Source organism: Saccharopolyspora sp. NPDC003752 (assembly GCF_053605825.1).
Map to the genome: position 1 here is coordinate 105,095 of NZ_JBSGJZ010000001.1, position 24,583 is coordinate 129,677.

Sequence of the window (24,583 nt, forward strand, 5' to 3'; positions counted from 1 at the left end):
CAAGCGGCAGATTCCGAGACTTCCCATAGTTCATCGGCTCGATTCCATAATCCAGAGTCTAAGATCGACTCGTGGACGCACTCGTGAACCTGCTGGACGGCCCGCGAGCCCGCGGGGCTTTCCTGCTCCGCGCGGTCCTGGATCCGCCGTGGTCGCTGCGGATCCAGGACCGGGCGCCGCTGACCCTGATGGCCCCGGTGCGCGGATCGGCCTGGGCGGTGCCGGACGCCGGTGACCCGGTGCGGCTCGAACCCGGCGACATCGCGATCGCCAGGGGCCCCGACGCCTACACGGTCACCGACGACCCGAGCACCCCGTGGCAAGTCGTCGTGCACCCCGGGCAGGGCTGCAGCACACCGTCCGGCGAACCGCTGCGCGACCTCACCGATGTCGGCGTGCGCACCTGGGGCACGGACCTGAGCGCGTCGATGAACATGCTGATCGGCACCTACCAGGTCACGGGCGAGATCAGCAGCCGCCTGCTCACCGCGCTGCCCGCGCTGGTCGTGGTCCGGCAGGGCTCGCTGGATTCTCCGCTCGTGGAGCTGTTGGCCGCGGAGATCGGCAAGGATTCACCTGGCCAGGAAGCGGTCCTGGACCGGCTGCTCGACCTGCTGCTCATCGCGAGCCTGCGGGCGTGGTTCGCCAGCCCCGACGCACAAGCCCCGGCCTGGTACCAAGCGCACCGCGACCCGGTGGTCGGCCGGGCCCTGCAACTGCTGCACCACGACCCGGCGTTCCCGTGGACGGTGGAATCGCTGGCCACGCGGTCCGGCGCGTCGCGGGCGGGGTTGGCCCGCCGGTTCACCGATCTGGTCGGCGAGCCGCCGATGAAGTACCTGACCGGCTGGCGGCTCGCGATGGCGGCCGACCTGCTGCGGGAGTCCGACGCGACGATCGCCTCGGTCGCCCGCCAGGTCGGCTACGGCAGCGCCTTCGCGCTCAGCAACGCTTTCAAGCGGCAGTTCGACGTCAGCCCGCAGGAGCACCGCCGCGCCGAGGCCGCGGTGTGATCGCGGGCGAGGTGATCACTCGCAGGGCTTGAACAGCGCGCTGTTCGGCAGCTTGCTGGTGTCCAGCCGCAGCCCCTGGCCCATTTCGTCCAGCACCAGCGGGTAGACCACGTTCCAGGTCACGCACGTCGACTTGGCCTGCGCCGGCGCGTCCTCCAGCGTCTGGTTGCTCCGGAAGGTCAGCATCACCAGCAACGAGCCGTCCGGTCCCGGATCGATCCGGTGCACCGTCCATTGGAAGTCGCGGGTGGTGTCGTAGTTGGCCATCCACTTGTCATGCGGCAGCTCCAGCCACTTCGAGCGGACCACTGTGGACTTCCACAGGTCGTAGCTCTTGTCGTTGATGGAGCGGAAGTGGTTGTCCAGCAGGGCCTGCACGGTCCGCCGGTCGGGATGAGCCGCGGCTTCAGGGGTGTAGACGATGCCCAGCGGCGACGTCATCCCGCCGCCCGGCTCCGTCGCAGTGTTGGAGAGCTGGTCGGCGGGCGTATCGCGGTAGACGTACTGCGACAGCAGCGCGCCGCCGCCCGCCGCGCCCAGCAGCACGACGATCGCGAGCGGAATACCCCATTTCAGCCAGGAACGCACGTCCCAAGCCTTTCACACCGCCACCGAGGCGATCACAGGTTCCGGGAGAAAGACCCGCGCGAGTCAGCCCACCCGGTGCAACCAGGTCACCGGAGCACCGTCACCGGCGCGGCGGAACGGTTCGAGGGCGTCATCCCATGCGGCACCGAGCAGCTGGTCCACGCGGTGGCCGAAGGACTCCGGTCCCTTGGCGTTGGCCGCGAGCGTCCGCAGCTGGTCCTCGCTCACCATGATGTCGCCGTTGGCGCTCGTGCAGGCCCGCCACAGGCCCAGGCCTGGCGCATGGCAGAACCGCTGCCCGTCCACCCCGGGACTGGGGTCTTCGGTGACTTCGAAGCGCAGCATCGGCCACGCGCGCAGCGCCGTGACCAAGCGTGCGCCGGTGCCCGGCTCGCCCGACCAGTTGCACTCCGCGCGGAGTTGCCCTGGTGCTGCCGGTTGTGCCGTCCAGCGGAGTTCTGTCCGAATGCCGAGTGCGCCAGAGATCGCCCACTCGACGTGCGGGCAGACCGCAGACGGCGACGAGTGAACGTAGACCACACCAATGGTGTGGCCACGGTCGCTGCCACGGGTGCTCACTGCTGACCTCCGCTGTTCGACGAGGGACGTCTTCCCCTACGACCTCGCGTACTTGGCGATCAACAGGTGCGGCGCCATTCTGCATTGCGGGCGGAGCGCTTCGCCACCAGAACGACGGCATCCGCCGCGGGCCCGCGGGCGCGCGGCGAAGCCGGACCCGCCCGGCGGCGACTGCCCCGAATAGCGGAAATCGCAGATCCGGGGCGTTGTCCGGGGTTTTCGCGCTAGCTCGAAAGCACCAACGCGATGGCGGCGGACGAGTGGTGGACACCACTCGATCGGACGAAAGTCGAAACCCCGCGACATTACTCGGACGCCCCGACTAACGTCTCTGCTCGAACGTGCGGTCCCCACCGGATCTTGGAGGTCGTCATGCGACTGGTGCGGCTCGGTGCGGAACCGGCCCAGGTCGGCGCCGACATCCGGGCGGCCATTTCCGCGTGGGGCGCCGGTTGCTCGGTGCTGGGCGGGGTCGCCGTGTTCGGTTGCCGCCCGCCCGGCAGCCCCCGGCCGCTGGACGCGGTGATCGTGCTGCCGCGCGGGGTGGTCGTGGTGCTCGGGGTCGACCTCCCCGAACCCGCGCTGAAGGTCGACGCGCCGTTGCAGACCCCGTGGACGATCGACGGCTGGCCGCTGGTGCGCACCGAAGGCGCGGTCAACCCCGGGCTGGAAGGTCTCGAATCGGCCGCCGCGCTGGCCCGCAGCCTGCAGTCGCGCGGGCTGGAGCCGCTGCCGGTGGCCGCGATCGTGGTGGTCGGCCCGTACGCCGGGCAGGTCACGCAGCCCACCACCGACCTGCACCGCGGGGTGCGGGTGGTGTCGCCGAACACGACCGCGATCCTCGCCGCCGCCCGCGAGCTGGCCACCTACGAACTGCCTTGCCCGGTCGAACCCGCCCAGCGGTTGCTGCGGGTGCTCGACGAGAGCTGCGAGCTCGGCCCGGCCGAGCTGGTCGCCGAGGGCTTCCCGGAGTCCGGGGCCACCGATCTGGCCACTGCGGACACCATGCTGATCCCGAAGTACACCGACCGGCCCGCGGCGGTGCGGCGATTCACGCCGCGCGGCAAGCTGATCGCGGCGGCCGCGGCGCTGGTGCTGGTCTTCGGCGTCCTCGGGACGTGGTTGACGCTCGGCCGGCCCGCCGCCAGCCCGCCGCCGCGGACCCCGCCCGTCCAGCGGGCCGACGGAGTCGAGTTCACGCAGCGGGTGGCCGCTCGCGACGCCTCCTGCGACCGGCACTCGTTCGGCGACGTGCAGCGCTGGTTCGAGCAGCGACCGTGCCGGGGCCTGACCCGCGCGGTGTTCGACACCCAGGTGTCGGGGCGACCGGCCGCGGTCTCGGTGGCCATCGTCGAACTGCCCGACGAGCAAGCCGCGCGCGAGCTGCGGGAAGTCGCCGACACCGCGGGCACCGGCGGCGTCACGGACCTGATCGCCGACGGCTTGGGCCGGCCCGGCGGTCCCGACGGGTTCGACAACGCCGCGCAGGCCGTGCAGCAGAACGGCAACCAGGTGCGGATCGTGCAAACCGCGTGGCGGGACCGCACTTCCAACCCGGATGACGTGGGCCTTCGCGCACTGGCCGAACGCGGCCTCCGCCTCACACCCCAACCCTGACGCACCGACCCGTCGCGTTCCGCCGCAATTTCCATTGAGCCTTTTTCATCCTGGTCGGCCCGCAGCCGCGGGCCGTAAAGCTGCACGTCGATGAGGTGTCGCATGCGCCGCAGGCGCATAGCCCACCTACGACGCTGGCACCGCCGCGGGTTCTCAGAGGTTTCCTGGCGAGGACGGCCCCTCCGCCGTGTATTGGACATACATCAGGAGGGGCACCCACAGACCAGGGAGCCTCTGAGGTTCCGCCACCCGCACCGCCACGCAGAACGAGGTTGGAAAAACCTCATTGAAATCGAAGGTTCGATTTCCATTGAAATTGCGGTAGGGGCGGTGGGTCCGGTCACGCCTAGTCCGGTTCGCGGGCTTCGGTTTCGCGGGCTTCGGCCGGTTTGGCCTGCTCCGGGATCCTGGACCAGCCGTCGCGGGCCGGGGCTCGGTCCGCGGAGAGGATCCTCGGGGTCTTGGTCAGGTACGGATTCCCCAGGCGGGCCAGGAACAACGCCGGTGCGTACAGCGGGACGACGGCCGACAGCGCCGCTGCGGTGACGCCCGCACGCAGCACGTCGCGCGGCAGCAGCGTGGTCCGCCGGTCGACGAACCGGTCGCTGGTCAGCGCCGCCAGCCACAGCACGACCACGAAGCCCACCATGGTCCCCACCGCCAGCAGGACCGCCGGCTGGTAGCCGAGCCGTTCCGCGCCGAGCATCACCGCGATCCAGCCGAGCAGCGCCGGCAGCTGGCCGCGCTCGGTCGTCGCCGCCCACAGCAGCCCGCCCAGGAGCGCGAACCCGCCGCCGCTGCTCTGCCAGGTTTCGGTGATGCGCTCGGCCCACTCGCCGCCGGTGAGGCCGAGCCGCGCGGCGAGCCTGCCCAGCACGTCCAGTGCGGTCGGGCCGTCATCCGGCGTGACGAACTGGCCGATGATCCAGGCCAGCGTCCACAGCGACACCGCGAACGCGAGCACCTGCTGCCACCTCGGCCGGTCCAGCGCGGTCCGGTACAGCCGCAGCAGTTCCCGTGGTTGCGCCTGCACGTCCACCCCTGTCCTCAGCGTCGGAAAGCCGCTGCCGATCGTCCGGCCGTTGTGATGATCAAGCCTGGCATTGATCAGATCAGGGGCGTGTCCGCACTGCGGAGCGTGATCGGACTCAGAACGTACCGGGGTCCGGCGCGCACTCCCCGGCGCCGGAGCAGGCGGGCGGGATCGGGCGGATCACCGAGCCGTCCACCAGCCACTGCCCCTGCTTCCCGGTGGACACCAGGAAACGGCCCAGCGGGTCCGCGGACAGCCGCGCCTCGCCCGCGGTCAGCAGCGGCGTCCGGAACGGCACCCCGGCGCCGATCTTCCGCCCGGTGTCCGCCGCGAAGGTGGCCACCCGTGCCTGCCCGCCGTCGCAGTCCACCGGTTCCAGCGCCGCGACGTCGAGCCCGGACCAGGCGATCGCCACCGGCCCGCAGGGCGCGTCCGGCGCCGCCTCGACGTGCCCGGCCAGCGAGTTCGCGTCCGGCGCGAGCAGCAGCACCGCGGCCCGGCGGCTGCCCTGTTCCCCGGCCAGGACGGCGAGCCGGCCGTCGTCGGCCAGCGCCAGGTCGTGCACCCGCAGCCCGGACGGGATCGCGATGGTCTGCCGGTTCTCGCCGCGCACGACCACCACGGCGTTCCCGTCCAGGTAGGCGACGCGCCCGCCGCCCGCGGCCAGCAGCCGGCCGTCGCCGGCCTCCCCGGGCAGCACCCGCTGCCCGCCCTGCGGGGTCACCTCGACGACCCGGCGTCCATCCACTGTGGACGCCATGGTGTAGATCCGGTCGTCGTCGGCGGCGAGGACGCCGGCCTCGGCGCCGTCGACGCGGGCGACCTCCCGGTCCTCCCGGCCCGACAGCACGTCGAAGGCGGCGATCACGCCCGGCTCCGGCGATGCGAGGTAGCTGTCCGGCCGGACGCTGATCGGTTCCGGGTCGTGCTGGCCCGGAAGCGCGAACATGGCCACGACGAATGCGGCCGCCGCGACCGCCGCCGCGCCGACCAGCACGATCAGCGGGCGGCGCGGCGATCTCCGGCGGCGCACGCCGGCCAGCAGCCGCGGCAGCGCGTCGGGCCTCGGCTCGACGTCTTCGACCAGGTGGTGCAGCTGCGCCCGCAGCAGGTCCACTTCCCGTGTGCTGTTCCCGTCCTTCACACCCGCTCCCCCAGCAGATCCGACAGTCGTGAGACGCCACGCGAGCAGTACGACTTCACCGCGCCCTGGCTGCAGCCCATGACCTCCGCGGTGCGCGCTTCGCTGAGATCGGCGTAGTAGCGCAGCACCACGGCCTCCCGCTGCCGGCGCGGCAGCTTGGTCAGCGCCGCGGCCAGCACCGCGCGATCGACCCCGCGGCCCGTGTCGTCGGGCTGGCGGTCCTCGACGGCGAGCTTCGGCTGGTACTTCTTGGCGATCAGCCGTCGCCGCAGCATCGATCGGGCCCGGTTGAGCACCGCCTGCCGGAGGAATGCCAGCGCCTTGTCCGGATCGCGCAGCCGCGAACGGGAGTCGAAGACCCGCACGTAGGCGTCCTGCACGATGTCCTCCGCGGTGGCGCGGTCGTCCACCAGCAGGATCGCGATGCGCAGCAGTTGCCGGTAATGCTCCTGGTAGAGGTCGGTCAGCTTGCTCGTCAGTTCATCCATTGCCGCCAGCCCGTCGCCCGGCCAGGCGGTCACGGGCAATGCGATCGACACCGTCACATATCTGCACGACGCCCAAGCCCCCCTCCTTGGTTGCGGCCGGGTTTCACTTGTAATCAATCGGCTGCACCCAACGGCGGCGAAGTTTACCGGCGGGTCCGCCGATGATGATCTCGTGGCGGCTTCTGCCAGCCCTGCCGCCAGATGGATCATGCCCGGTCAGCCCCACTGCACTACCGCCCCGCGCGACCGGGGTAAGCACCGTTCGGGTGTTGGGAGCTCTTGCCGGTCGCCAACCGGCGCGGTAGGCCTGTGGTGCCGCGCGGCGCCGAACCGCCGGATCGGCCGGGCGACCTTGCCGGACGCAGCTCTAGGAGGCGCTGATGAAGTTCGGGATCACCACGTTCATCACCGATGAGGGAATCGGCCCGGCGGAACTGGGCAGGGCCGTCGAGGAGCGCGGGTTCGACTCGCTCTTCGCCCCCGAGCACACGCACATCCCGGCGAGCCGGGAATCGCCCTATCCGGGCGGCGGCGACCTGCCCCGCGTCTACTACCGCACGCTTGATCCGTTCGTCTCGCTCACCGCGATCGCGGCGGTCACCGAGCGCCTGCTGGTGGCCACCGGGATCTCGCTGATCATCGAGCGCGATCCGATCACCACCGCCAAGGAGGTCGCCAGCCTCGACCTGGTGTCCGGCGGGCGCGTCATCTTCGGCGTCGGGGCGGGCTGGAACCGGGAGGAGATGCGCAACCACGGCACCGATCCGGCGACCCGCGGCGCGCTGATGGACGAGCGGATCCGGGCGATGCGGGAGATCTGGACGAAGGAGGCGGCCGAGTTCCACGGCGAGCACGTCGACTTCGACCCGATCTACGCGTGGCCGAAGCCGGTGCAGCAGCCGCATCCGCCGATCTACGTCGGCGGGGAGGGCGAGCGGGCCATCGCGCGGGTCGCCGAGTACGGCGGCGGCTGGTTGCCGCGCGGTGGCACCGAGAACCTCGGCGAACTGGTGCCGAAGGTGCGCGACCGGGCGGGTTGGCGGGTGCCGGTCTCGGTATTCGCGGCGCCGCGCGATCCGGCGGTCCTGGAGTCCTACGCGGCGGCCGGGGTGGACCGCGCGCTGTTCCTGCTGCCGACCCACCAGCGCGACGAATCGCTGCGCCGGCTCGACGCGCTGGCGGAACTCGCCGAACGCCACGGCTGATCGGCGAATCCGCTGGCCCGCCACGGCGGGCCAGCGGTGTTCACAGGTCCTCGTCTCGCGATTACCAGGCGTGGCTTACATCCTGGTTACTTCCATGCATCGGGCTGGACATTCGGGACATGCGCGCAGATCCTCGTGTCTGCTGTGCCCAGTCGTGTTGCACAGCGCATACGCGGGAATGGAGTCCGGGGACGGTGGCTACGAAAACAGCGCCGAGCGGTGGGGCGGCTCGGAAACGCAGGATGAGTCCCAAGGAAATCGCCATCTGGACGTTGGTGGCGGTCGTCGGCGCGATTTCGTGGGGCGTCATCGCGCTGTTCCGCGGCGAGGAGATCTCCGCGGCCTGGCTGGTGTTCGCGGCGCTCGCCTCGTACGCCATCGGTTACCGCTTCTACGCCCGGTTCATCGCCTACCGGGTGCTGAAGGTCGACGACACCCGCGCGACGCCCGCGGAGCGGCTGAACAACGGCACCGACTTCCAGCCGACCGACCGGCGCGTGCTCTTCGGCCACCACTTCGCGGCGATCGCCGGAGCCGGCCCGCTGGTGGGCCCGGTGCTGGCCGCGCAGATGGGCTATCTGCCGGGCACCATCTGGATCATCGTCGGCGTCATCTTCGCGGGCGCGGTGCAGGACATCGTGGTGCTGTTCTTCTCCACCCGGCGCGACGGCCGCAGCCTCGGGCAGATGGCCCGCGAGGAGATCGGGCCGATCGGCGGCATCGCGGCGCTGATCGCCGTGCTGGCCATCATGATCATCCTGCTGGCCGTGCTGGCGCTGGTCGTGGTCGGCGCGCTGAAGGGTTCCCCGTGGGGCACCTTCTCGATCGGCATGACGATCCCGATCGCCCTGTTCATGGGCTTCTACCTGCGCTACCTGCGGCCGGGCAAGATCGTCGAGGTCTCGGTGATCGGCGTGGCGCTGCTGCTGCTGAGCATCGTGGCGGGCAGCTGGGTCGCCGATTCGGCGCTGGCCGGGATGTTCACGCTCACCGGCAACCAGCTGACCTTCGCGCTGATCGCGTACGGGTTCATCGCCTCGGTGCTGCCGGTGTGGATGCTGCTGGCGCCGCGCGACTACCTGAGCACCTTCATGAAGGTCGGCGTCATCGTGCTGCTCGCGGTGTCGATCCTGATCGCGATGCCGATGATGCAGACCGAGGCGATCACCGAATTCGCGCTCAACGGGCAGGGTCCGGTGTTCGCCGGCTCGCTGTTCCCGTTCGTGTTCATCACGATCGCCTGCGGTGCGCTGTCCGGCTTCCACGCGCTGGTGGCCTCGGGCACCACGCCGAAGTTGCTGGAGAAGGAGTCGCAGGTCCGGGTCATCGGCTACGGCGGGATGCTCACCGAGTCGTTCGTGGCGATCATGGCGCTGGCCGCGGCGTGCATCATCGAGCCGGGCCTGTTCTACGCGATGAACATGCCGGCATCGGTGCTCGGCAACACGCTGCAGTCGGCGTCGCAGGCGGTCGCCGGGGTCGGCTTCCAGATCTCCCCGGAGGAGCTGGCGGCGGCCGCGGCGGCGGTGGACGAGAGCACGCTGGTCGGCCGCAGCGGCGGCGCACCGACCCTGGCCGTCGGCCTTTCCGAGGTGTTCTCGCAGGTCATCGGCGGCGACGCGATGAAGGCGTTCTGGTACCACTTCGCGGTGATGTTCGAGGCGCTGTTCATCCTGACCACTGTGGACGCCGGAACCCGGGTGGGCCGGTTCATGCTGCAGGACACCGTGGGCAACGTCTGGAAGCGCTTCGGCGACGTCAGCTGGAAGCCGGGCAACTGGATCGCCAGCGCCGTGATCGTCGGCTCCTGGGGTTACTTCCTGTGGGCCGGGGTGAACGACCCGCTGGGCGGCATCAACCAGCTGTTCCCGCTGTTCGGCATCGCGAACCAGCTGCTGGCGGCGGTGGCGCTGGCGGTGGCCACCACGATCCTGATCAAGACGGGCCGGGCGAAGTACGCGTGGGTGACGGTGATCCCGCTGGCGTGGGACGCGGCGGTGACGCTGGTCGCGAGCTGGCAGAAGATCTTCTCCGTCGATCCCAAGATCGGCTTCTTCGCGCAGCGCGCGGCGTACCAGGCGGCGCTGGACGCGGGCCAGACCAGCAAGGGCTCGGCGCACACGGTCGAGGAGATGCAGAAGGTCGTGGTTAACTCCACTGTGGACGGAGTGCTGAGCATCCTGTTCGCCCTGCTGATCGTGATCGTGCTGCTGGACGCGATCCGGGTGTGGATCAAGGCGCTGCGTGCCGGCGCGCCGCTGCCGGACACCGAAGTCCCGCACGTGGAGTCGGAGCTGTTCGCCCCGTCCGGGCTGATCCCGACGGCCGAGGAACGGCGGATCCAGAAGGAGCTGGCGACGGCCGGGACGCCGGGGGCAGAGAAGGCCGGGGCGGGCACATGACCGGCACGATCGTGGCCAGGCTGCGCGAGTCCGCTCGCACGGCCTGGCAGATCGTGCGCGGCGTGGTCGGCGAGAACGCCTACGAGCGCTACCTGGAGCACCACAGCCGGAACCACCCGGACGAGCAACCGCTGCCGGAACGGGAGTTCTGGCGACGCCACGTCGACCGCCAGGACGCAACTCCCGGCTCCCGCTGCTGCTGACCAGCTCAGCCGAAGGCGCTGCCGCCCGGAACACCCGGGCGGCAGCGCCTTTCCACTCCACCTGCGAACGGATTCGAAATCCCGGCCGGTTTGCTGTCGTTGCGGCTGGTCAGATGCCGTGCGCGGTTTGTGCTGAAACTCGAAGGTTTCGCGTCAGGTCCTCAGGTCTTCGGTCGTCATTCGGAGGGCCAGGGCTCCGAAGACCACGGCCGCCGTTCGGTCCAGCCAGCGTTGGATCGCCCGGCGGCGGAGCAGGACGTTCGACAGCCAGCCCGAGGCGAGGCCCACCGAGGCGTCGACGCTGATGCCCACCACGACCAGCAGTCCGCCGAGGGCCAGCAGCTGCATCGAGATCGGCCAGTCCGACTGCGTGCTGATGAACTGCGGGACGAACGCCAGGTAGAACAGGATCACCTTGGGGTTCGACACGTTCGTCAGCACCGCAAGCGCGTAGATGCGCCGCAGCGACCTCGCCGGTGCCGCCTGCACCTCCGGCACCGCCGACGCCCGCCACGACTGGACCGCCAGGTACAGCAGGAAGACGACACCGGCGATCCGCACGACCTCCAGCGCCGCGGGCACCGCCTGGAACATCGCCGTCAGCCCGAACGCGGCCACGACCGTGTGCACGACGATGCCGCTGGACATGCCCAGGGCCGCGACGACGCCGCCGCGCGGCCCCGAAGAAATGCCGTTGGCCAGGATGAACATCATGTCCGGGCCGGGCACCAGCGAGATCACCGCCGCGGCGCCGATGAACGCAAGCACGATTCCGAGATCCATCTCAGCCCCCGATCCGAGCGCTGTGCGACCGGGGCCGGGGAAGTGGAGTCCGAGTCAGTTGGGAAGTCCTCTCGCGCATGACCGCGACCGCGATCAGCCTGATTTGGGGATCTCCCGGAAGGGTACGTCCCTGAACCGATCCGGTTCCTTGGGCAGGCGGAGGATCCGTTCGCCGATGATGTTGCGCTGGATCTGGTCCGTGCCGCCGCCGATCGAGGTGAAGTAGGCGTTCATCGCGGCGAAGTTCGCGTCGTCGCCGTCGGGGTGGTCGGCGCCCTCCAGCATCGCCTCCGCGCCGACGATCGCCGTCTGCACCCGGCCGGTCTCGTGCAGCAGTCGCGACATCAGCAGCTTCCCCAGCGATGCCAGCGACGAGGAGGTGCCCTGTTCCAGCTCGGCCTGCGCGCGCTGGTTGTTCCAGCGGTTCGCCGCCCGCAGCGTCAGCACCCGCGCGATGTCCTGGCGCACCACCGGATCGTCGAGCCGCCCGTGCCTGCGGGCCAGCTCGATCAGGTCGACCTCCCCGCCGTCCTTCTTCGCGTGCCGCGTGCTGGCGCCGCGGTTGGACTCCGCGAGCACCACCCGCTCGTAGGCCAGCGCGGTCTGCAGCACCCGCCAGCCCTGGCCGGGTTCGCCGAGCATGTTCGCCGCCGGAACCCGGGCACCGGTGAGGAAGACCTCGTTGAAGTGCGCCTCCCCCGTCATCTGCCGCAGCGGCCGCACCGTCACGCCCGGCTGGTCCATCGGCAGGAAGAAGAAGCTGATGCCGCGGTGCTTCGGCACCTCCGGGTCGGTGCGGGCGATGAGCATGCCGTAGTCGGCCTCGGCCGCGTTGGACGTCCACACCTTCTGCCCGTCGACCCGGTAGGAATCGCCGTCCGCGACCGCGGTGGTGCGCAGGCCCGCCAGGTCGGAACCGGCGCCGGGTTCGCTGTAGAGCAGGCACATCCGGATCTCGCCGAGCAGCAGCGGCCGGATGAACCGCTGCCGCAGCTCCGCGCTGCCGTGCGCCAGGACGGTGTTCGCCCACAGGTTGGTCCGGTCCTGGCCGCTGCCCGGCGCGCCGGCCCGGCGGAACTCCGCCTCCACGACATCGGCCGATTCCTCGTCCAGGCCGAGCCCGAAGTCCTCGCGCGACCAGCGCGGCACCGCGTAGCCGCGATCCACCACCGCGGCCAGCCATTCGGCGCGGTCGGCCGCCGGGTCCCAGTGGTCGGCGAGCCACTGCCGCACTTCGCTGCGCAACGAGTCGATGTTCATGGTCACCCCTGATCGGCGATGGCGGAGAGGTAGCGCTCGCGGTGCGTTGCCGCGTCGCCGAGCAGCTGGGCGCTGCTGCGGGCTCGGCGCAAGTAGAGGTGCGCGGGATGGTCCCAGGTGAAGCCGATCCCGCCGTGGATCTGGATGTTGTCGGCGGCCACCCGCACGAACGCGTCGGAGCAGAAGGCCTGCGCCATCGCGGCCAGCGCGGTGGCCTCCGGGCTCCGCTCGGCCAGCGCCCAGGCCGCCGCGTAGGCGGTGGAGTACGCCGACTCGACCTCCACCAGCAGGTCGGCGCACATGTGCTTGATGGCCTGGAAGCTGCCGATGGCGCGGCCGAACTGGAACCGCGTCCGGGCGTATTCCACGGCCATGTCCAGCGCAGCCCGGGCCCCGCCGGCTTGTTCAGCGGCGAGCGCGACCTCCCCGGTGCGCAGCGTCCAGTCCACCGCCGCGGCGGTGCTGCTGGGGTCTCCGACCGGCCGGGCGGGCACGTCGTCGAGGGCGATCGCGGCGAGCCGCCGAGTACCATCCACAGTGGACATCGGCTGGATCGAGACGCCGTCGGCGGCCGGGTCGACGGCGAACACCCGCGGCCCGCCGGCGACCACCAGCAGCAGGTCGGCCGTCGCGCCGTCGAGCACGAAGCGCTGCTCGCCGGAAAGCCTTTCACCGGAGGCGATCGACTGCTGCGCGAACACGACCGTCGCGGTGCGCTGTCCGCTCGCCAGGTCCGGCAGGAACTCCGCGCACGAGATTTCGGTCAGCAGCGTGGCGGCGAGCACCGAGCTCGACAGATACGGGCCGCAGAACAGCTTCTTGCCCATCTCCTCCAGCACGATGGCGAGCTCGACCGGCCCGGCCTCCGCCCCGCCAAAGCGCTCAGGCACCACCAGGCCCGCCAGGCCGAGCTGCTCGGCGAGCAACTTCCACAGGTCCTGGTCGACGCCGGTGGCGCTCACGGCCGCCGCGCGCACGGCGGGTTCCGCGCTGTGGTCGTCGAGCAGCTCGCGCACCGCCTGACGCAGCGCGCGCTGCTCATCGGTGAAGTCGAAGGTCATGTGGACGCTCCCGGAGGGCGGATCGGTTCGGCAGGCACGGCCTCATCCATGCCCAGCAACCCGGTGCGGATCTCCCGCGCGCGCCGACCCCGCGCCGGCGCGGGAAGTCCCGCCACTGGTGGGCGGTCGGCCTGACACCGAAGACCCGGATCGTCGTCGCGGCAGTGGCTCATTCGAAACCTCCTGGTTTCGCGCTGAGTCCGACGTACCCGAACATATTTCCGACGACTTCCGTCCGCAATAGCCCTTCGGGGGCTCAGGACCGGGCGTGCACCCCGGCCAGGACGGTGTCGACCAGCTCGGCCAGGTAGCCCGCGGACTCCGCCCAGACCTGCCCGCGCAGGTGCAGCGGCGTGGCGCGGACGTGGTTGGACACCGCGCCCGCGATCAGGTCGGCGATCAGCGCCACCGACGCGCCGGGCGGCAGTTCGCCGCGCTCGATGCCGCGGCGCACGATCGCGCGGGTCGCCCGGATGTGCTCTGGGTACGGGTCGTCGGTCAGCGACTCGGCGAGCTCCGGCGAGAACTGCGCGTCCACGCCCAGCCGGGAGGTCAGCGCGCCCTCGTCGGCGCCCAGGTACTCCATCCAGCCGCGGGCGAACTCGATCAGGTCGGCCCGCAGCTCACCGGTGTCGATCTCGGCGATGAACCGGGTGCGCTCCCGCACCGCGGCGACCAGCAGCGCTGCCTTGTTCGGCCAGCGCAGGTAGAGCGAGCCCTTCCCGATCCCGGAGCGCCGGGCAACCTCGTCGAGCGAGAAGCCGCTCCAGCCGCGCTCGGCGTACACCACCCGCGCCGCCTCCAAGGCGCGCGTGTCCACCGCTGGATCCCGGGGCCGTCCGACGCGCTGTGCCTTCGCCACCACGCCATCCTGGCACCCGATCCGGGGGCGCAACGCTTCCAGGCTCGTTTTCGCGCGGCGCGGCCCGCACGGCTTGCGGACTCCGGGAACCCGCAGTGGAGTGGTGCCAGACCCGACGGGAGGAGCCGCCTTGCGCACCCAGGTCGCGATCGTCGGCGGCGGTCCCGCCGGGCTGCTGCTGTCCCACCTGCTGCACCTGCACGGCATCGACTCCGTCGTGCTGGAGCGGCACAGCCAGGAGTACGTCCAGCACCGCGTGCGTGCCGGCGTGCTCGAACAGGGCACCGCGGACCTGCTGCGCGAAGCCGGGGTCGGCGACCGGATGCTGCGCGAGGGCGACATGCACGACGGCGTGCACCTGCAGTTCGACGAGGAACGCCTGCGCATCCCGTTCCGGGAGCTCACCGGCCGCGGGATCACCGTGTACGGCCAGCAGGAGGTGGTGCGCGACCTCGCCGAGCGCCGCCGGCGCGACGACGGCCAGGTGCTGTTCGAGGTCGCCGACGTCGGCGTGCACGACGTGACGACCGACCGGCCGTTCGTCCGCTTCACCCACGAGGGCGTCGAGCGCGAACTGCACGCCGACTTCGTCGCGGGCTGCGACGGCTTCCACGGCGTCTGCCGGGACACCATCCCGGCCGGGACGCGGACCGTCTACGAGCGCGTCCACCCCTTCGGCTGGCTGGGCGTCCTGGCCTCCGTCGCGCCGTCCTCCGCCGAGCTGATCTACGCCAACCACGCCAACGGGTTCGCGCTGCACAGCATGCGATCGGCCGAGGTGAGCCGCTTCTACCTGCAATGCGCCCCGGACGAGCCGCTCGGCGAGTGGCCGGACGAGCGGATCTGGGCGGAGCTGCGGACCCGGCTGGGCACGCCGGGCTGGACGCTGCACGACGGCCCGATCATCGACAAGACCGTCACCGCGATGCGCAGCTTCGTGGCCGAACCGCTGCGCCACGGCCGTCTCTTCCTGGCCGGCGATTCCGCCCACATCGTCCCGCCGACCGGCGCGAAGGGGCTCAACCTCGCGGTGTCCGATGTGGACCGGCTCGCCGACGCGGTGGCCACCTACCACCGGACCGGCAGCACCACCGGCCTGGACGGCTACTCCGCGGCCTGCCTGCAACGGGTCTGGCGGGTGCAGAACTTCTCGTGGTGGATGACCTCGCTGACGCACCACTTCGGCGGCCCGGACGCGGCCTTCGAACGGCGCCTGCAGCGCGCCCAGTTCGACTACCTCCGCACCTCCACCGCGGCGGCCACCACGCTGGCGGAGAACTACGTCGGCCTCCCCCTGCGCTGACGGTTCACAGATCGACCGGCAGCCACTCGGAGCCCCGGTTCTCCTGCCACTCCGCCAGGGCCGGCAGGTCGACGGCCTCCGGGGCGTCCAGCGGCGGCTGCCACTGCCGGCCCGCCGCGACGACCACGAGCGGATCGGGCGGGAGCCCTCGCCGGAGGTCGAGCAGCAGGTCCAGGAACCGCTCGCCGAGCGGCGCATCCGCGTTGTCCAGCAGGGCCACGCAGTTCATCGCGCGCCCCGGCCGCCGGCCCGCGTGGGCCTGGCGCAGGTCTGCGAGGAAGGCCGCCAGGAGCACCTCGTCGAACTCGCGCGAACCCACCGCATCCGGCTCCGCCCACGGATCGGGTGCCACACCGGCGGAATCCCGGAACCCGGTCAACGCCCGCAGCCGCCTGCGCCACTGCGCCCGCTCGCCGCCGCTGAGCAACGCGTCCGCGAGGACGCCGGACCAGTTCAGCAGGGCTCCCGACGCCTGCAACGCGCCGACCACGGCGTCGAACGTCACCCGGGAGAAGTCCGGCTGCTCCGCGGCGAGCACCGCGTTGCGCAGCTTGGACAACGCCGTCCCGGCGCCGAAACCCGAACCCGCGGCGACGATGCACAGCATCAGGTGGCGGAACTGCGGCGAACCCCGGCCGCCGAAGCGCACGGCCAGCTCGACCACCGCCCGGCGCAGCGACGTCAGCCCCTCCGCGTCGAAGTCGAGCCGGGTGTGCGGCACGGAAGGCCCGCAGTCCTCCGCCAGGTACGCCAGCATCTCGGTGCCGCTGCCGAGCAGCCGGATCACCGGCAGCTCGCGACCCGGGCCGTCCGGCGGCGTGATGCACTCCTGCACGAGGTCGTGGAGCAGGTCGTACCGGCTCCGGGGCTCCGGTTCCGGTTCGGGATCCGGCGGCGCGCTCGGGCTCGCCAGGTGCTTGTCGAGGGCGGCGAGGAGCCTGCCGAGTTCGGAGTCGGAGGTGCCGGGGTTGAGCACCACGCCGTTGTGCTGCGTCAGCGGCCGCAGGCCGGTCGGCAGTTCCGCCGATTTCGGCATCGCCGCGTCGTCGATCAGCACCGGGATCACCGGCACGCCGTTGTGCAGCGCCGTCGAGATCTCCCGCACCACGACGTCGTTCGGGTTCTCCAGGCGCCGCTGCCCGAGCTCGTCGGCGATGGCCATCCACTGCGGACCGATCACCGCGAGCAGCACAGCGCAGGAATCCAGCTCGCGCTCGATCTCCTGGACGTAGTTGACGCCCGGGTCCATCCCCGTGTCGAAGAAAACCCGCTCGGCGCCGTACCGCTCGCGCAGCACGACATTCAGCCAACGTGCCGCGTAGGCGTTGTCGCCGTGGCGGTAGCTGATGAAGATGCGTTCGCGCGCGGGCGCTTCGAACGGCTGCATCGACCACTCCCCATCGTCGACCGGTCGCTACGGCAGGTACGGGGTTCCCGTCTCCGAGATCACGACCGGCACCGACGAGACGGGCCGGCCGATCTCCTTGGTCACCCGGAACACCAGCAGGGCCTTGCTGTCCGGGCGCCCGGTCTCCGTGTCGAAGGAGAGCCAGCCGCTGGCGCCGTCCACGGCCCCCGTGTCGCTCATCCGGTCGAACTCCGCGGCGACCCCGTCCGCGCTGGGCAGCTTCTCGCCGAACTTGTTGTTGTGCACGGCGCGGCGGGCCGCGGTGATGGCCACGCCCAGCGCGTCGAAGGTGACGATGGCCAGGCCGTCGTCGATCGACTCGCCGGGGAACTCCTGCTGGAAGACGGCGGTCGCGGTGGAACCGGGGATGAAGTACTCGGTCGATCGCCGCGGGAAGTACTGCGGCGCGGCGCGCCACGCCTCCGGAGCCGCCAGCTGCGAGTACTCCAACGTGATCCCGGATTCCAGGCTGCGCTGGATTTCCGGGTCGCCGCCGATGTTGATGACGCTGTCGGTGATGAGCACGCGCATCTTCAGCTCCGTGCAGGACCGGGAGGACAGCGCGTTGAGGAACGGCTTCAGCTCGCGCAGCCGGCCGGCGAACAGGATCACGTCCGGCCTCTTCAGGCAGATGTTCGGCACCATCGCCGGGAAGGTGTTGGCGGTGGCCAGCTGCGCGGAGTCGAACGGCTCGCCGCGCACCAGCTTCCCGCCGCGCTGCTGGTACGCGGCCTCGTACGCGTTCGCCAGGTCCCGGGCGAAGACCTCGTCCTCGTTGCGGTCCCAGACGACCAGCGCGAGCTGCGTCTCCTCCAGGCGCCTGACCAGCGCGCCGGCCTGCGCGGAGTTCGGCGGCGCCACCCGCAGCAGCCCCTTCGCCTCGGGCGCCGCCGGATCGGTCGCGAACTCGTCGGCGGTGAGATCGCGCCGACCATCGGAATCCTGTGCTGGGACAGGCGGTTTATCGCGTCCCGGGTGCCCGCGAGGCTCTGCCCGAGCCCGGTCACCGCCACCAGCCGGCCGTTCTCCTCGGGCTCCGCGAGCTGCCGCAGCTGCTCGACCACCGGCTCCCACTGCGCGCTCCGGCTGCCGGGATTGGCCAGCAGCACCTGGATCAGCGGCAGGTTGCCGCCCCACTCCTCCCGGCCGTCGGCGTTCGCGCGCAGCTGCGAAACGTAGGTGCCCTCCAGGCCGCGCCGGACCGCCTCGATCGTGGTGGTGTCCGGCTTGGCGACGGTGAGCGGGCTGAAGTAGGCGATGCTGACGTAGGGCTTGTTCTGCTCGCGGCTGATCCGCCGAACCCGGGCGTTCTCCGCCGCGATCTTGTCCTGCACGACCCGCAGGCTGCCGTCGAAGCCGCCCCGCCCGTCGCTGAGCCCGAACTCACCCGGCCCGTCGGTGACCCCGATGCACTCGTCCAGCGGCCCGGTCCGGTGCAGCCCGGAAGCGCAGCCGCTCGTCGTCGTGACGACGAAGTAGGCGGCGACCACCAGCACCACCGCGCAGGCCGCGGCGATGCCCAGCTGCGGCCAGCGCCGCCTGACCACCGGAACGTGGAACGGCCGCCGCTGTCTGCCGTCCTCCCCCATGCCGACCTCCCCGTCCGCACAAACAGGCAGTCCGCAACCATGTCGTCGCGGAACGTGATCAGTCAAGCCGTTCCCCGAATCCGGGGCGGACCTGTGATCCCGCACGGAGCAACGCTGGGCCGGCCGGCGGAAAAATCGTTTCGCGGCAGGAGCACCGGGCTGAATAATCGGCCCAATGGAGTTCAGCGATTTCGACGCGCGGGGATACCGCACCGTGGACGTCCGCACCGGATACGGCGAATGGGTCGCGCACTACGAGCAGACCGTCGAGGACGCGATGGACATCGCGCTGCTCGACCGGCTCCAGGAGCCGTCCTGGGCGGCCGTCACGCGGGCCGCCGACCTCGGCTGCGGCACCGGACGGACCGGGCAGTGGCTGCGGGACAAGGGAATCCCATCGATCGACGGGGTGGACCTGACGCCGGAAATGCTCGCCTTCGCGCAGCGCCGCGGCGCCCACGACCGGCTCGTGGAAGCCAACGTCGCCGCCACCGGTCTCCCCGATGCGGCCTACGACCTGGTGATCTCGTCGCTGATCGACGAGCACCTGGACGACCTGAACCCGCTGTACCGGGAGGCGTGGCGGCTGGCCGCGCCGAAGGCCGCGTTCGTGCTGGTGACGTTCCACCCGCACTTCATCATGACCTCGGGCATGCCGACGCACTACACCAACGACGCCGGCGAATCGGTGGCCATCACCACCAACGTGCACCTCATCAGCGACCACGTGGCGGCGGCGCTCGCGGCGGGCTGGCGGCTGGCGGAGCTGCGCGAGGGCGTGATCGACGACGGATGGCTCGCGGTGAAGCCGAAGTGGGAGCGCTTCCGCAACCACCCGATCTCCGCCGCCTACGTCTGGCGCAAGGACAGCTGACACGGTCGGGCGATGCCGGGAATGCCGCGGGAGCTCGCCGTGTTGGCCATGGCCATGACCGCAGAACTCGGCAAACTCGGCATCTGGCGGCTGTCCACCGGGCTCGACCCCGAACTGGCGATCGAGGTGGAGAGGCTCGGCTACGGCACGATCTGGATCGGCGGCTCGCCGCCGGCGGACCTGGCGCTGGCGGAGCGGCTGCTGGACGCCACCGACGGGATCACCGTCGCCACCGGGATCGTGAACATCTGGAACTCCGACGCCCGGACCGTGGCCGAGTCCTACCACCGGATCGCCGCGAAGCACCCGGACCGGTTCGTCCTCGGCATCGGCGCCGGCCACCGCGAGATGACCGACACCTACACCAAGCCGTACCAGGCGCTGGTCGACTACCTCGACCGGCTGGACGCCGCCGGGGTTCCCGCGTCCGGCCGCGTGCTCGCCGCGCTCGGTCCGAAGGTGCTCCAGCTGGCCGGCGACCGGGCCGCGGGAGCCCACCCGTACCTGACCGTTCCCGAGCACACCAGGCACGCCAGGGAGATCCTCGGCGACGCGCCGCTGCTCGCCCCGGAGCAGAAGGTCGTGCTCGACACCGACCCGGAGCGCGCCCGCACCACCGGCCGCGCGGCGGTGGAGATGTACCTGAACCTGAGCAACTACACCAGGAACCTGCGCCGGTACGACTTCACCGCCGAGGACGTCGCGGTGCCCGGCAGCAACCGCCTGATCGACGCCCTGGCCCTGCACGGCAACGCGGAGCAGATCGCCGAAGGCATCAACGCGCACCTGGAGGCGGGCGCGAACCACGTGGGCATCCAGGCGCTCGGCGGCGACCCGCTGCCGACCTTCCGCGCGCTCGCCGAAGCACTGCGCTGACGTCAGGGGCGGCTCGGGGTTCTCCCCGATGCGCGGTCGTCGGTGCGGCGGGAGGATTCCCTGGTCCGAAGTGGAGGATCGGGGGTTTCGTGGCGACGCATGGGGCTTGGTCGAGGTCACCGTGGACGTTCTTCGCGCTGGTCTTCGTCCTGGCCGCCCCGTTCGTGCTCCTCGGCGAGTTCTCCGACGTGCGACTGCCGGCGAACCTGCCGTTGAGCGCCCTGCAGTTCGTCGTCCCGCTGGTGGCCGCTGCGATCCTCGTCGGCATCAACGACGGTGCCGGCGAGGTGCGCAGGATTCTCCGCGCCGCCGTTGACGTTTCGAGCATCAGGCGGCGGATCTGGTACGCGCCGATCCTGCTGATCATGCCCGCGGTCACGCTGGTGTCGTACTGGCTGATGCTGCTCGCCGGGCAACCGCTGCCCGAACCGCACATCTCGTGGACGTCGGTGCTGATCTACTGCGTCCTCTACTTCATCGCGGGCGTCGCGGAGGAAGTGGGCTGGACGGGCTACGCCACCGGCCCGATGCAGCAGCGGTGGGGAGCGCTCGGCGGTGGCGCCATCGTCGGAACCGTGTGGGCGGCCTGGCACCTGGTGCCGTACCTGCAGCTCCACGAGCCCGCGTGGGCTTTCTGGCAATGCGCTTTCACCGTCGCGGCCAGGGTGATCATCGTGTGGCTGCACAACAACACGGGGCGCAGCGTGTTCGCCGCGGTCCTGTTCCACATGACGATGAACGTGACGTACTCGATGTCGGAGGACGGCTGGGCCTACGACCCGGCGTTCGCGGCGCCCGTCACGCTGGCCGCGGCGGCCCTGGTCGTGACCCTCTGGGGGCCGAAAACCCTTGCCCGATACCGGTTCTCGTCCCGCTGATCACAGGCGAGCGCCGATGCCGTCCAGCACGCGTTGCAGGCCGAACTCGAACCAGTCGTCGAGCCGCGCCGCCGAAGACACCTCGGCCAGCCACGGGTAGCGGACTCCGGCGGTGCCGACCAGGTGGTCCCGCCGCGCCGACCACCACCGCTCGTAGCCGACCCCGGACTCCCGGAACGCCTGCCCCTCCGCGGTCAGCAGCAGAGCCATGCCCTGCACGTAGCCGCTGACCAGCAGGTACACCGAGAGGCTCGTGTCGGCGTCGAAGTGCCCGGCGAGCGCGGTCATCGACCGGTCGACCATCGCGAGCACGGAGCCGCCCAGCGGCGGGCGCGTCGAGGCGAGCACCGCCAGCACCCACGGATGTCGTTGGTACAGCGCCCATTCCTGCCGCGCCTGATGCTCCAGCGCTGCACGCCAATCGGCGGAATCCGGATCTGCTGGCCGGTATTCCGCGACAACGGCGTCCACCATCGCGCGGACCAGTTCGTCCTTTCCGGACACGTGCCGGTACAACGCCATCGCCGCAACGCCGTTGCTCGCCGCGACGGCGCGCATGGAGACCGCGGAAAGCCCTTCGGCGTCGGCGATCCGGATCGCGCTCCGCACGATCGCCGCCCGGTCCAGCTCTCCGCGCGCGCGTTCGCCCCTGGGCGCGGAACGGCGGTTCAGCCCGACGCCGTCCTTTCTGGCCCGGTACGCGCGCGCCTGGCAGGACCGGCTGCAGTAGCGGCGCGGCCTGCCCCGCTCGGCGGCCGCGAGCTCGACGCCGCATTGCGCACACCGCATGGGATCTTCCTTTTCGTCACACGACTTCCCGTGACGAAAAGGCTCGCCACCACCCGATAGTGCCCGAAGAATGGCGGGAGAGCAGGGCTGTTTACCGCGTATTGAAGGGACCGCGATGGAGCTGATCGTCCGCCGGGCCGCGCCCGCCGAACTCGACCGCATCGTCCCGGCCTACGCCGCGGCCTGCGCCGACGAAGCGGTCACCAGCTGGGTCGCGTCCGGCCGGGAGCTCCCCGGTGCGCTGTTCCGGGACTCCGTCCGCGAAGCGCTGGGCGCGGACGAAGTCCTGGTCGCACAACGCGCGGACGGGACGATCGAGGGACTGTCGGTCTGGCTGACCTTGCGGTCGGCGGAGCGGGTCCGCCGGGAGGCGGTGGCTCTGGCCGAATCGGCCGGTGCCGATCCCGTGCTGCGCCGCATGGCCACCGTGCTGACGCTGGTCGCGCAGCGGCACCCGGACGAGCCGCACGTCTTCCTGTCCTCCATGGGCGTGCTCGCCGCGAGCCGCGGAAGCGGCGTCGGAAGCGCGATCCTGCGGCACCGGCTCCACCGAGCCGACGCCGAGGCCCAGCCGACGTACCTGGAAGCGAGCACGCCGCGCAACCAGGCCCTCTACGCGCGGCACGGCTTCGAGCCGCTGGGCGAGCCGATCGAGCTTCCCGACGACGGCCCCCGGCTGCAACCCATGTGGCGCGAACCGCGTCCGGCAAGCGGGTGACCCACCGCAATTTCCATTGAGATTTTTCCAACCTCGTTCTGCGTGGCGGTGCGGGTAGCGGAACCTCAGAGGCTCCCTGGACTGTGGGTGCCCCTCCTGATGTATGCCCAATACACGGCGGAGGAGCCGTCCTCGCCAGGAAACCTCTGAGAACCCGCGGCGGTGCGGGTGTCGTAGGTGGGCTATGCGCCTGCGGCGCATGCGACACCCCATCGACGTGCAGCTTCACGACCCGCGGCTGCGGGCCGACCAGAATGAAAAACGCTCATTGAAATCGAAGGTTCGATTTCAATGGAAATTGCGGCCAGAACAGGACCCGCTGATCTCCGCAGGTGGCCGAAAGCCCTTGTCCGTTGGGGCTCTCGCCCGGTCGGGCGGCCCGCCGGGGACGCGCCTGATCAGTCGATGATCGCGGTGGCCTCGACCTCGACCAGGTGCTCGGGCACGTGCAGCGCCGCCACTCCGAGCAGCGTGGCCGGCGGCACCGGGGCGACGCCCAGCTTCGCCGCCGCACGCGCGACGCCTTCCATGAACAGGGGCAGCTTGTCGGGCGTCCAGTCGGCGACGTAGACGGTCAGCTTCGCCACGTCGTCGAAGGAAGCGCCGACCTCGGCAAGGGCGGTGCCGACGTTGAGGTAGCACTGCTCGACCTGGGCGGTGAGATCGCCTTCGCCGACCGTGATCCCGTTGGCGTCCCACGCGACCTGCCCGGCGATGAAGACCAGCTTCGAGCCGGTCGCGATCGAAACCTGCCGGTAGGCGCCGATTTCCGGCAATCCGCTGGGGTTCACCAGGGTGATGGCCATGCTGCCTGCTTCCTCCTCGTGCGAGCCAGGGCTCGCCTCCTCCGGTTCTTCGCAAACGGTAGGAAAGTGGTCACTGTCATGGAAGAACGCACTTTTCGGTGACTCGGGAACCTCGCGGTGACCGAGCAGTTCAGCGCGATGACGGCGGCTCAGGACCGGTCGGCGAGGTCGTGCGCGGGCACGCCGGCGATCTCCAGGAAGGCCTTCGCCGCGGGCGTCGGGCCGACGTCGTTCCACGCCAGGTACTCGATGCGGGCAGGTGCGTCGGACACCTCGATGGTCTGCACGCCCGTCAGCTGCGGCACGTAGGTGGAGGCGAGCATGGCGATGCCGAGGCCCCGCCGGACGATCCGGATCATCAGGTCCGGGGCGGGCACCTCGAAGGCGATGTCGCGGTCGAGGCCCGCCGCGGCGAAGGCCTGATCGGATTGGGCGCGACCGGCCGACCCGAGGGGGAAGTCCACGAACACCTCGGCGGCAAGCCTGCGGAGGTCGACCTCCGGTTCCCCGGCGAGCGGGTGCCCGGGCGCGACGACGGCGACGAGCCGATCCCGGGCGGTCACCCGGGTGCGGACCCCGCGCGGCTCGATCGTGGCCGGCAGCCCCAGGCAGGCGACGTCGAGGACGCCATCCCTGACCTGCGCGACGAGCTCCTCGCTGGCGCCGACGCGCAGGCCGATGCGCACGTTCGGGTACCGGCTGCGGAATTCGTGCAGCGCGGCCGGAATGTCCACCGCGGCGACGGTGGGGATCACGCCGACGGTCAGCCGCCCGCGCACCTCGCCGAGGGCCGCGGCGACCTCGGCCGCGGCGCGCTCGGCGGCGTCGAGGCATTGCCGGGCGGCGGGCAGGAACGCCTCGCCGGCCGGCGTCAGCCGCACCCGGCGGCTGGTGCGCTCGAAGAGCTTGCCGCCGAGTTCCCGTTCCAGGCGCGCCACCTGGTGGCTGAGCGCGGACTGGACGACCAGGCACCGCTCGGCGGCGCGGGTGAAGCTGTTCGTCTCGGCGACCGCGACGACGTAGCGCATCTGCTGGAGCTCCATGGATCTATCGTGCATCGAGATGGATCCGTTGACAAACATGTGTTGGACTCATTGATGCTGG

At 71.0% G+C, this 24,583-nt stretch carries 25 protein-coding genes; 10 read left to right on the top strand and 15 right to left on the bottom strand.

What is annotated here, in order from left to right; translation table 11 throughout:
* The first annotated feature begins 71 nt into the window (after window positions 1–71).
* Window positions 72–1,013, top strand: a complete 942-nt coding sequence (locus tag ACWEV3_RS00490) for a cupin domain-containing protein (RefSeq protein WP_452611817.1) — start codon at window positions 72–74, stop codon at window positions 1,011–1,013.
* Window positions 1,014–1,028: 15 nt separating this feature from the next.
* Here ACWEV3_RS00490 and ACWEV3_RS00495 read toward each other — a convergent pair whose 3' ends face one another.
* Together ACWEV3_RS00495 and ACWEV3_RS00500 are read right to left on the bottom strand one after the other, a co-directional pair.
* Window positions 1,029–1,601 (bottom strand): hypothetical protein, encoded by a 573-nt coding sequence (locus tag ACWEV3_RS00495; protein WP_452611818.1) that lies wholly within the window; start codon window positions 1,599–1,601, stop codon window positions 1,029–1,031.
* A gap of 63 nt (window positions 1,602–1,664) precedes the next feature.
* Window positions 1,665–2,141 (bottom strand): DUF3145 domain-containing protein, encoded by a 477-nt coding sequence (locus tag ACWEV3_RS00500; RefSeq protein WP_452611819.1) that lies wholly within the window; start codon window positions 2,139–2,141, stop codon window positions 1,665–1,667.
* 411 nt (window positions 2,142–2,552) lie between these two features.
* Here ACWEV3_RS00500 and ACWEV3_RS00505 point away from each other — a divergent pair, with 411 nt between their 5' ends.
* Complete coding sequence (locus ACWEV3_RS00505) at window positions 2,553–3,797, top strand: hypothetical protein (protein WP_452611820.1); 1,245 nt, start codon at window positions 2,553–2,555, stop codon at window positions 3,795–3,797.
* A gap of 346 nt (window positions 3,798–4,143) precedes the next feature.
* On the opposite strand, the gene ACWEV3_RS00510 is transcribed toward ACWEV3_RS00505, so the two are convergent.
* From ACWEV3_RS00510 to ACWEV3_RS00520, 3 genes are all read right to left on the bottom strand, one after another.
* On the bottom strand, window positions 4,144–4,830 hold the full coding sequence (locus ACWEV3_RS00510) for a hypothetical protein (RefSeq protein WP_452611821.1): 687 nt from the start codon (window positions 4,828–4,830) through the stop codon (window positions 4,144–4,146).
* 115 nt (window positions 4,831–4,945) lie between these two features.
* Window positions 4,946–5,974, bottom strand: coding sequence for a hypothetical protein (locus tag ACWEV3_RS00515; RefSeq protein WP_452611822.1), 1,029 nt, complete (start codon window positions 5,972–5,974; stop codon window positions 4,946–4,948).
* A complete protein-coding gene (locus ACWEV3_RS00520) occupies window positions 5,971–6,513 on the bottom strand; it encodes a SigE family RNA polymerase sigma factor (protein ID WP_235884220.1) in 543 nt (180 codons plus the stop codon). Before ACWEV3_RS00520 ends, ACWEV3_RS00515 begins: the two co-directional genes overlap by 4 nt.
* A gap of 329 nt (window positions 6,514–6,842) precedes the next feature.
* On the opposite strand from ACWEV3_RS00520, the gene ACWEV3_RS00525 reads away from it, so the two are divergent.
* From ACWEV3_RS00525 to ACWEV3_RS00535, 3 genes are all read left to right on the top strand, one after another.
* Window positions 6,843–7,667 (top strand): LLM class F420-dependent oxidoreductase, encoded by an 825-nt coding sequence (locus ACWEV3_RS00525; RefSeq protein WP_452611823.1) that lies wholly within the window; start codon window positions 6,843–6,845, stop codon window positions 7,665–7,667.
* A 242-nt stretch (window positions 7,668–7,909) separates the two neighbouring features.
* Window positions 7,910–10,069: a carbon starvation CstA family protein gene (locus ACWEV3_RS00530; protein ID WP_452611824.1), complete on the top strand. Its 2,160-nt coding sequence runs from the start codon at window positions 7,910–7,912 to the stop codon at window positions 10,067–10,069.
* Complete coding sequence (locus ACWEV3_RS00535) at window positions 10,066–10,272, top strand: YbdD/YjiX family protein (RefSeq protein WP_452611825.1); 207 nt, start codon at window positions 10,066–10,068, stop codon at window positions 10,270–10,272. The genes ACWEV3_RS00530 and ACWEV3_RS00535 overlap by 4 nt, the downstream gene beginning before the upstream one ends.
* A gap of 153 nt (window positions 10,273–10,425) precedes the next feature.
* Here ACWEV3_RS00535 and ACWEV3_RS00540 read toward each other — a convergent pair whose 3' ends face one another.
* The 4 genes from ACWEV3_RS00540 to ACWEV3_RS00555 form a co-directional block, all read right to left on the bottom strand.
* The gene (locus ACWEV3_RS00540; RefSeq protein WP_452611826.1) at window positions 10,426–11,055 is read right to left on the bottom strand and encodes a LysE family translocator; all 630 of its coding nucleotides are present in this window, start codon (window positions 11,053–11,055) and stop codon (window positions 10,426–10,428) included.
* 93 nt (window positions 11,056–11,148) lie between these two features.
* On the bottom strand, window positions 11,149–12,315 hold the full coding sequence (locus ACWEV3_RS00545; RefSeq protein ID WP_452611827.1) for an acyl-CoA dehydrogenase family protein: 1,167 nt from the start codon (window positions 12,313–12,315) through the stop codon (window positions 11,149–11,151).
* A 2-nt stretch (window positions 12,316–12,317) separates the two neighbouring features.
* On the bottom strand, window positions 12,318–13,376 hold the full coding sequence (locus ACWEV3_RS00550) for an acyl-CoA dehydrogenase family protein (RefSeq protein WP_452611828.1): 1,059 nt from the start codon (window positions 13,374–13,376) through the stop codon (window positions 12,318–12,320).
* 256 nt (window positions 13,377–13,632) lie between these two features.
* The gene (locus ACWEV3_RS00555) at window positions 13,633–14,238 is read right to left on the bottom strand and encodes a TetR/AcrR family transcriptional regulator (protein ID WP_452611829.1); all 606 of its coding nucleotides are present in this window, start codon (window positions 14,236–14,238) and stop codon (window positions 13,633–13,635) included.
* 130 nt (window positions 14,239–14,368) lie between these two features.
* On the opposite strand from ACWEV3_RS00555, the gene ACWEV3_RS00560 reads away from it, so the two are divergent.
* Window positions 14,369–15,541 (top strand): 4-hydroxybenzoate 3-monooxygenase, encoded by a 1,173-nt coding sequence (locus ACWEV3_RS00560; RefSeq protein WP_452611830.1) that lies wholly within the window; start codon window positions 14,369–14,371, stop codon window positions 15,539–15,541.
* Window positions 15,542–15,545: 4 nt separating this feature from the next.
* Here ACWEV3_RS00560 and ACWEV3_RS00565 read toward each other — a convergent pair whose 3' ends face one another.
* The 3 genes from ACWEV3_RS00565 to ACWEV3_RS00575 are packed head-to-tail and all read right to left on the bottom strand — an operon-like array spanning window position 15,546 to window position 18,538.
* Window positions 15,546–16,928 (bottom strand): toll/interleukin-1 receptor domain-containing protein, encoded by a 1,383-nt coding sequence (locus ACWEV3_RS00565; RefSeq protein ID WP_452611831.1) that lies wholly within the window; start codon window positions 16,926–16,928, stop codon window positions 15,546–15,548.
* 27 nt (window positions 16,929–16,955) lie between these two features.
* Window positions 16,956–17,651 (bottom strand): hypothetical protein, encoded by a 696-nt coding sequence (locus ACWEV3_RS00570; protein ID WP_452611832.1) that lies wholly within the window; start codon window positions 17,649–17,651, stop codon window positions 16,956–16,958.
* Entirely contained in the window at window positions 17,573–18,538 is a 966-nt protein-coding gene (locus ACWEV3_RS00575; RefSeq protein ID WP_452611833.1) for a hypothetical protein, read from the bottom strand. Before ACWEV3_RS00575 ends, ACWEV3_RS00570 begins: the two co-directional genes overlap by 79 nt.
* A 175-nt stretch (window positions 18,539–18,713) precedes the next feature.
* Between ACWEV3_RS00575 and ACWEV3_RS00580 the strand changes: the two genes are divergently transcribed.
* From ACWEV3_RS00580 to ACWEV3_RS00590, 3 genes are all read left to right on the top strand, one after another.
* The gene (locus ACWEV3_RS00580; RefSeq protein ID WP_452611834.1) at window positions 18,714–19,412 is read left to right on the top strand and encodes a class I SAM-dependent DNA methyltransferase; all 699 of its coding nucleotides are present in this window, start codon (window positions 18,714–18,716) and stop codon (window positions 19,410–19,412) included.
* 54 nt (window positions 19,413–19,466) lie between these two features.
* Complete coding sequence (locus ACWEV3_RS00585; RefSeq protein WP_452612225.1) at window positions 19,467–20,288, top strand: LLM class F420-dependent oxidoreductase; 822 nt, start codon at window positions 19,467–19,469, stop codon at window positions 20,286–20,288.
* 89 nt (window positions 20,289–20,377) lie between these two features.
* Window positions 20,378–21,166, top strand: coding sequence for a CPBP family intramembrane glutamic endopeptidase (locus ACWEV3_RS00590; RefSeq protein ID WP_452611835.1), 789 nt, complete (start codon window positions 20,378–20,380; stop codon window positions 21,164–21,166).
* Here the strand turns inward: ACWEV3_RS00590 and ACWEV3_RS00595 are convergent, their stop codons facing one another.
* Window positions 21,167–21,955, bottom strand: a complete 789-nt coding sequence (locus ACWEV3_RS00595) for a TetR/AcrR family transcriptional regulator (RefSeq protein ID WP_452611836.1) — start codon at window positions 21,953–21,955, stop codon at window positions 21,167–21,169.
* A gap of 115 nt (window positions 21,956–22,070) precedes the next feature.
* On the opposite strand from ACWEV3_RS00595, the gene ACWEV3_RS00600 reads away from it, so the two are divergent.
* Window positions 22,071–22,673 (top strand): GNAT family N-acetyltransferase, encoded by a 603-nt coding sequence (locus ACWEV3_RS00600; RefSeq protein ID WP_452611837.1) that lies wholly within the window; start codon window positions 22,071–22,073, stop codon window positions 22,671–22,673.
* A 398-nt stretch (window positions 22,674–23,071) separates the two neighbouring features.
* Here the strand turns inward: ACWEV3_RS00600 and ACWEV3_RS00605 are convergent, their stop codons facing one another.
* Both ACWEV3_RS00605 and ACWEV3_RS00610 read right to left on the bottom strand, forming a co-directional pair.
* Complete coding sequence (locus tag ACWEV3_RS00605; protein WP_452611838.1) at window positions 23,072–23,479, bottom strand: RidA family protein; 408 nt, start codon at window positions 23,477–23,479, stop codon at window positions 23,072–23,074.
* 149 nt (window positions 23,480–23,628) lie between these two features.
* The gene (locus tag ACWEV3_RS00610) at window positions 23,629–24,522 is read right to left on the bottom strand and encodes a LysR family transcriptional regulator (protein ID WP_452611839.1); all 894 of its coding nucleotides are present in this window, start codon (window positions 24,520–24,522) and stop codon (window positions 23,629–23,631) included.
* Window positions 24,523–24,583 lie beyond the last annotated feature (61 nt).

What these genes read in the sequence shown, in the direction of transcription:
- ACWEV3_RS00540 (WP_452611826.1), bottom strand. Translation starts at nt 11,055, where the DNA reads ATGGATCTCGGAATCGTGCTTGCGTTCATCGGCGCCGCGGCGGTGATC.
- ACWEV3_RS00610 (WP_452611839.1), bottom strand. Translation starts at nt 24,522, where the DNA reads ATGGAGCTCCAGCAGATGCGCTACGTCGTCGCGGTCGCCGAGACGAAC.
- ACWEV3_RS00580 (WP_452611834.1), top strand. Translation starts at nt 18,714, where the DNA reads ATGGAGTTCAGCGATTTCGACGCGCGGGGATACCGCACCGTGGACGTC.
- ACWEV3_RS00535 (WP_452611825.1), top strand. Translation starts at nt 10,066, where the DNA reads ATGACCGGCACGATCGTGGCCAGGCTGCGCGAGTCCGCTCGCACGGCC.
- ACWEV3_RS00575 (WP_452611833.1), bottom strand. Translation starts at nt 18,538, where the DNA reads ATGGGGGAGGACGGCAGACAGCGGCGGCCGTTCCACGTTCCGGTGGTC.
- ACWEV3_RS00585 (WP_452612225.1), top strand. Translation starts at nt 19,467, where the DNA reads ATGACCGCAGAACTCGGCAAACTCGGCATCTGGCGGCTGTCCACCGGG.
- ACWEV3_RS00505 (WP_452611820.1), top strand. Translation starts at nt 2,553, where the DNA reads ATGCGACTGGTGCGGCTCGGTGCGGAACCGGCCCAGGTCGGCGCCGAC.
- ACWEV3_RS00525 (WP_452611823.1), top strand. Translation starts at nt 6,843, where the DNA reads ATGAAGTTCGGGATCACCACGTTCATCACCGATGAGGGAATCGGCCCG.
- ACWEV3_RS00600 (WP_452611837.1), top strand. Translation starts at nt 22,071, where the DNA reads ATGGAGCTGATCGTCCGCCGGGCCGCGCCCGCCGAACTCGACCGCATC.
- ACWEV3_RS00605 (WP_452611838.1), bottom strand. Translation starts at nt 23,479, where the DNA reads ATGGCCATCACCCTGGTGAACCCCAGCGGATTGCCGGAAATCGGCGCC.
- ACWEV3_RS00530 (WP_452611824.1), top strand. Translation starts at nt 7,910, where the DNA reads ATGAGTCCCAAGGAAATCGCCATCTGGACGTTGGTGGCGGTCGTCGGC.
- ACWEV3_RS00550 (WP_452611828.1), bottom strand. Translation starts at nt 13,376, where the DNA reads ATGACCTTCGACTTCACCGATGAGCAGCGCGCGCTGCGTCAGGCGGTG.
- ACWEV3_RS00565 (WP_452611831.1), bottom strand. Translation starts at nt 16,928, where the DNA reads ATGCAGCCGTTCGAAGCGCCCGCGCGCGAACGCATCTTCATCAGCTAC.
- ACWEV3_RS00545 (WP_452611827.1), bottom strand. Translation starts at nt 12,315, where the DNA reads ATGAACATCGACTCGTTGCGCAGCGAAGTGCGGCAGTGGCTCGCCGAC.
- ACWEV3_RS00595 (WP_452611836.1), bottom strand. Translation starts at nt 21,955, where the DNA reads ATGCGGTGTGCGCAATGCGGCGTCGAGCTCGCGGCCGCCGAGCGGGGC.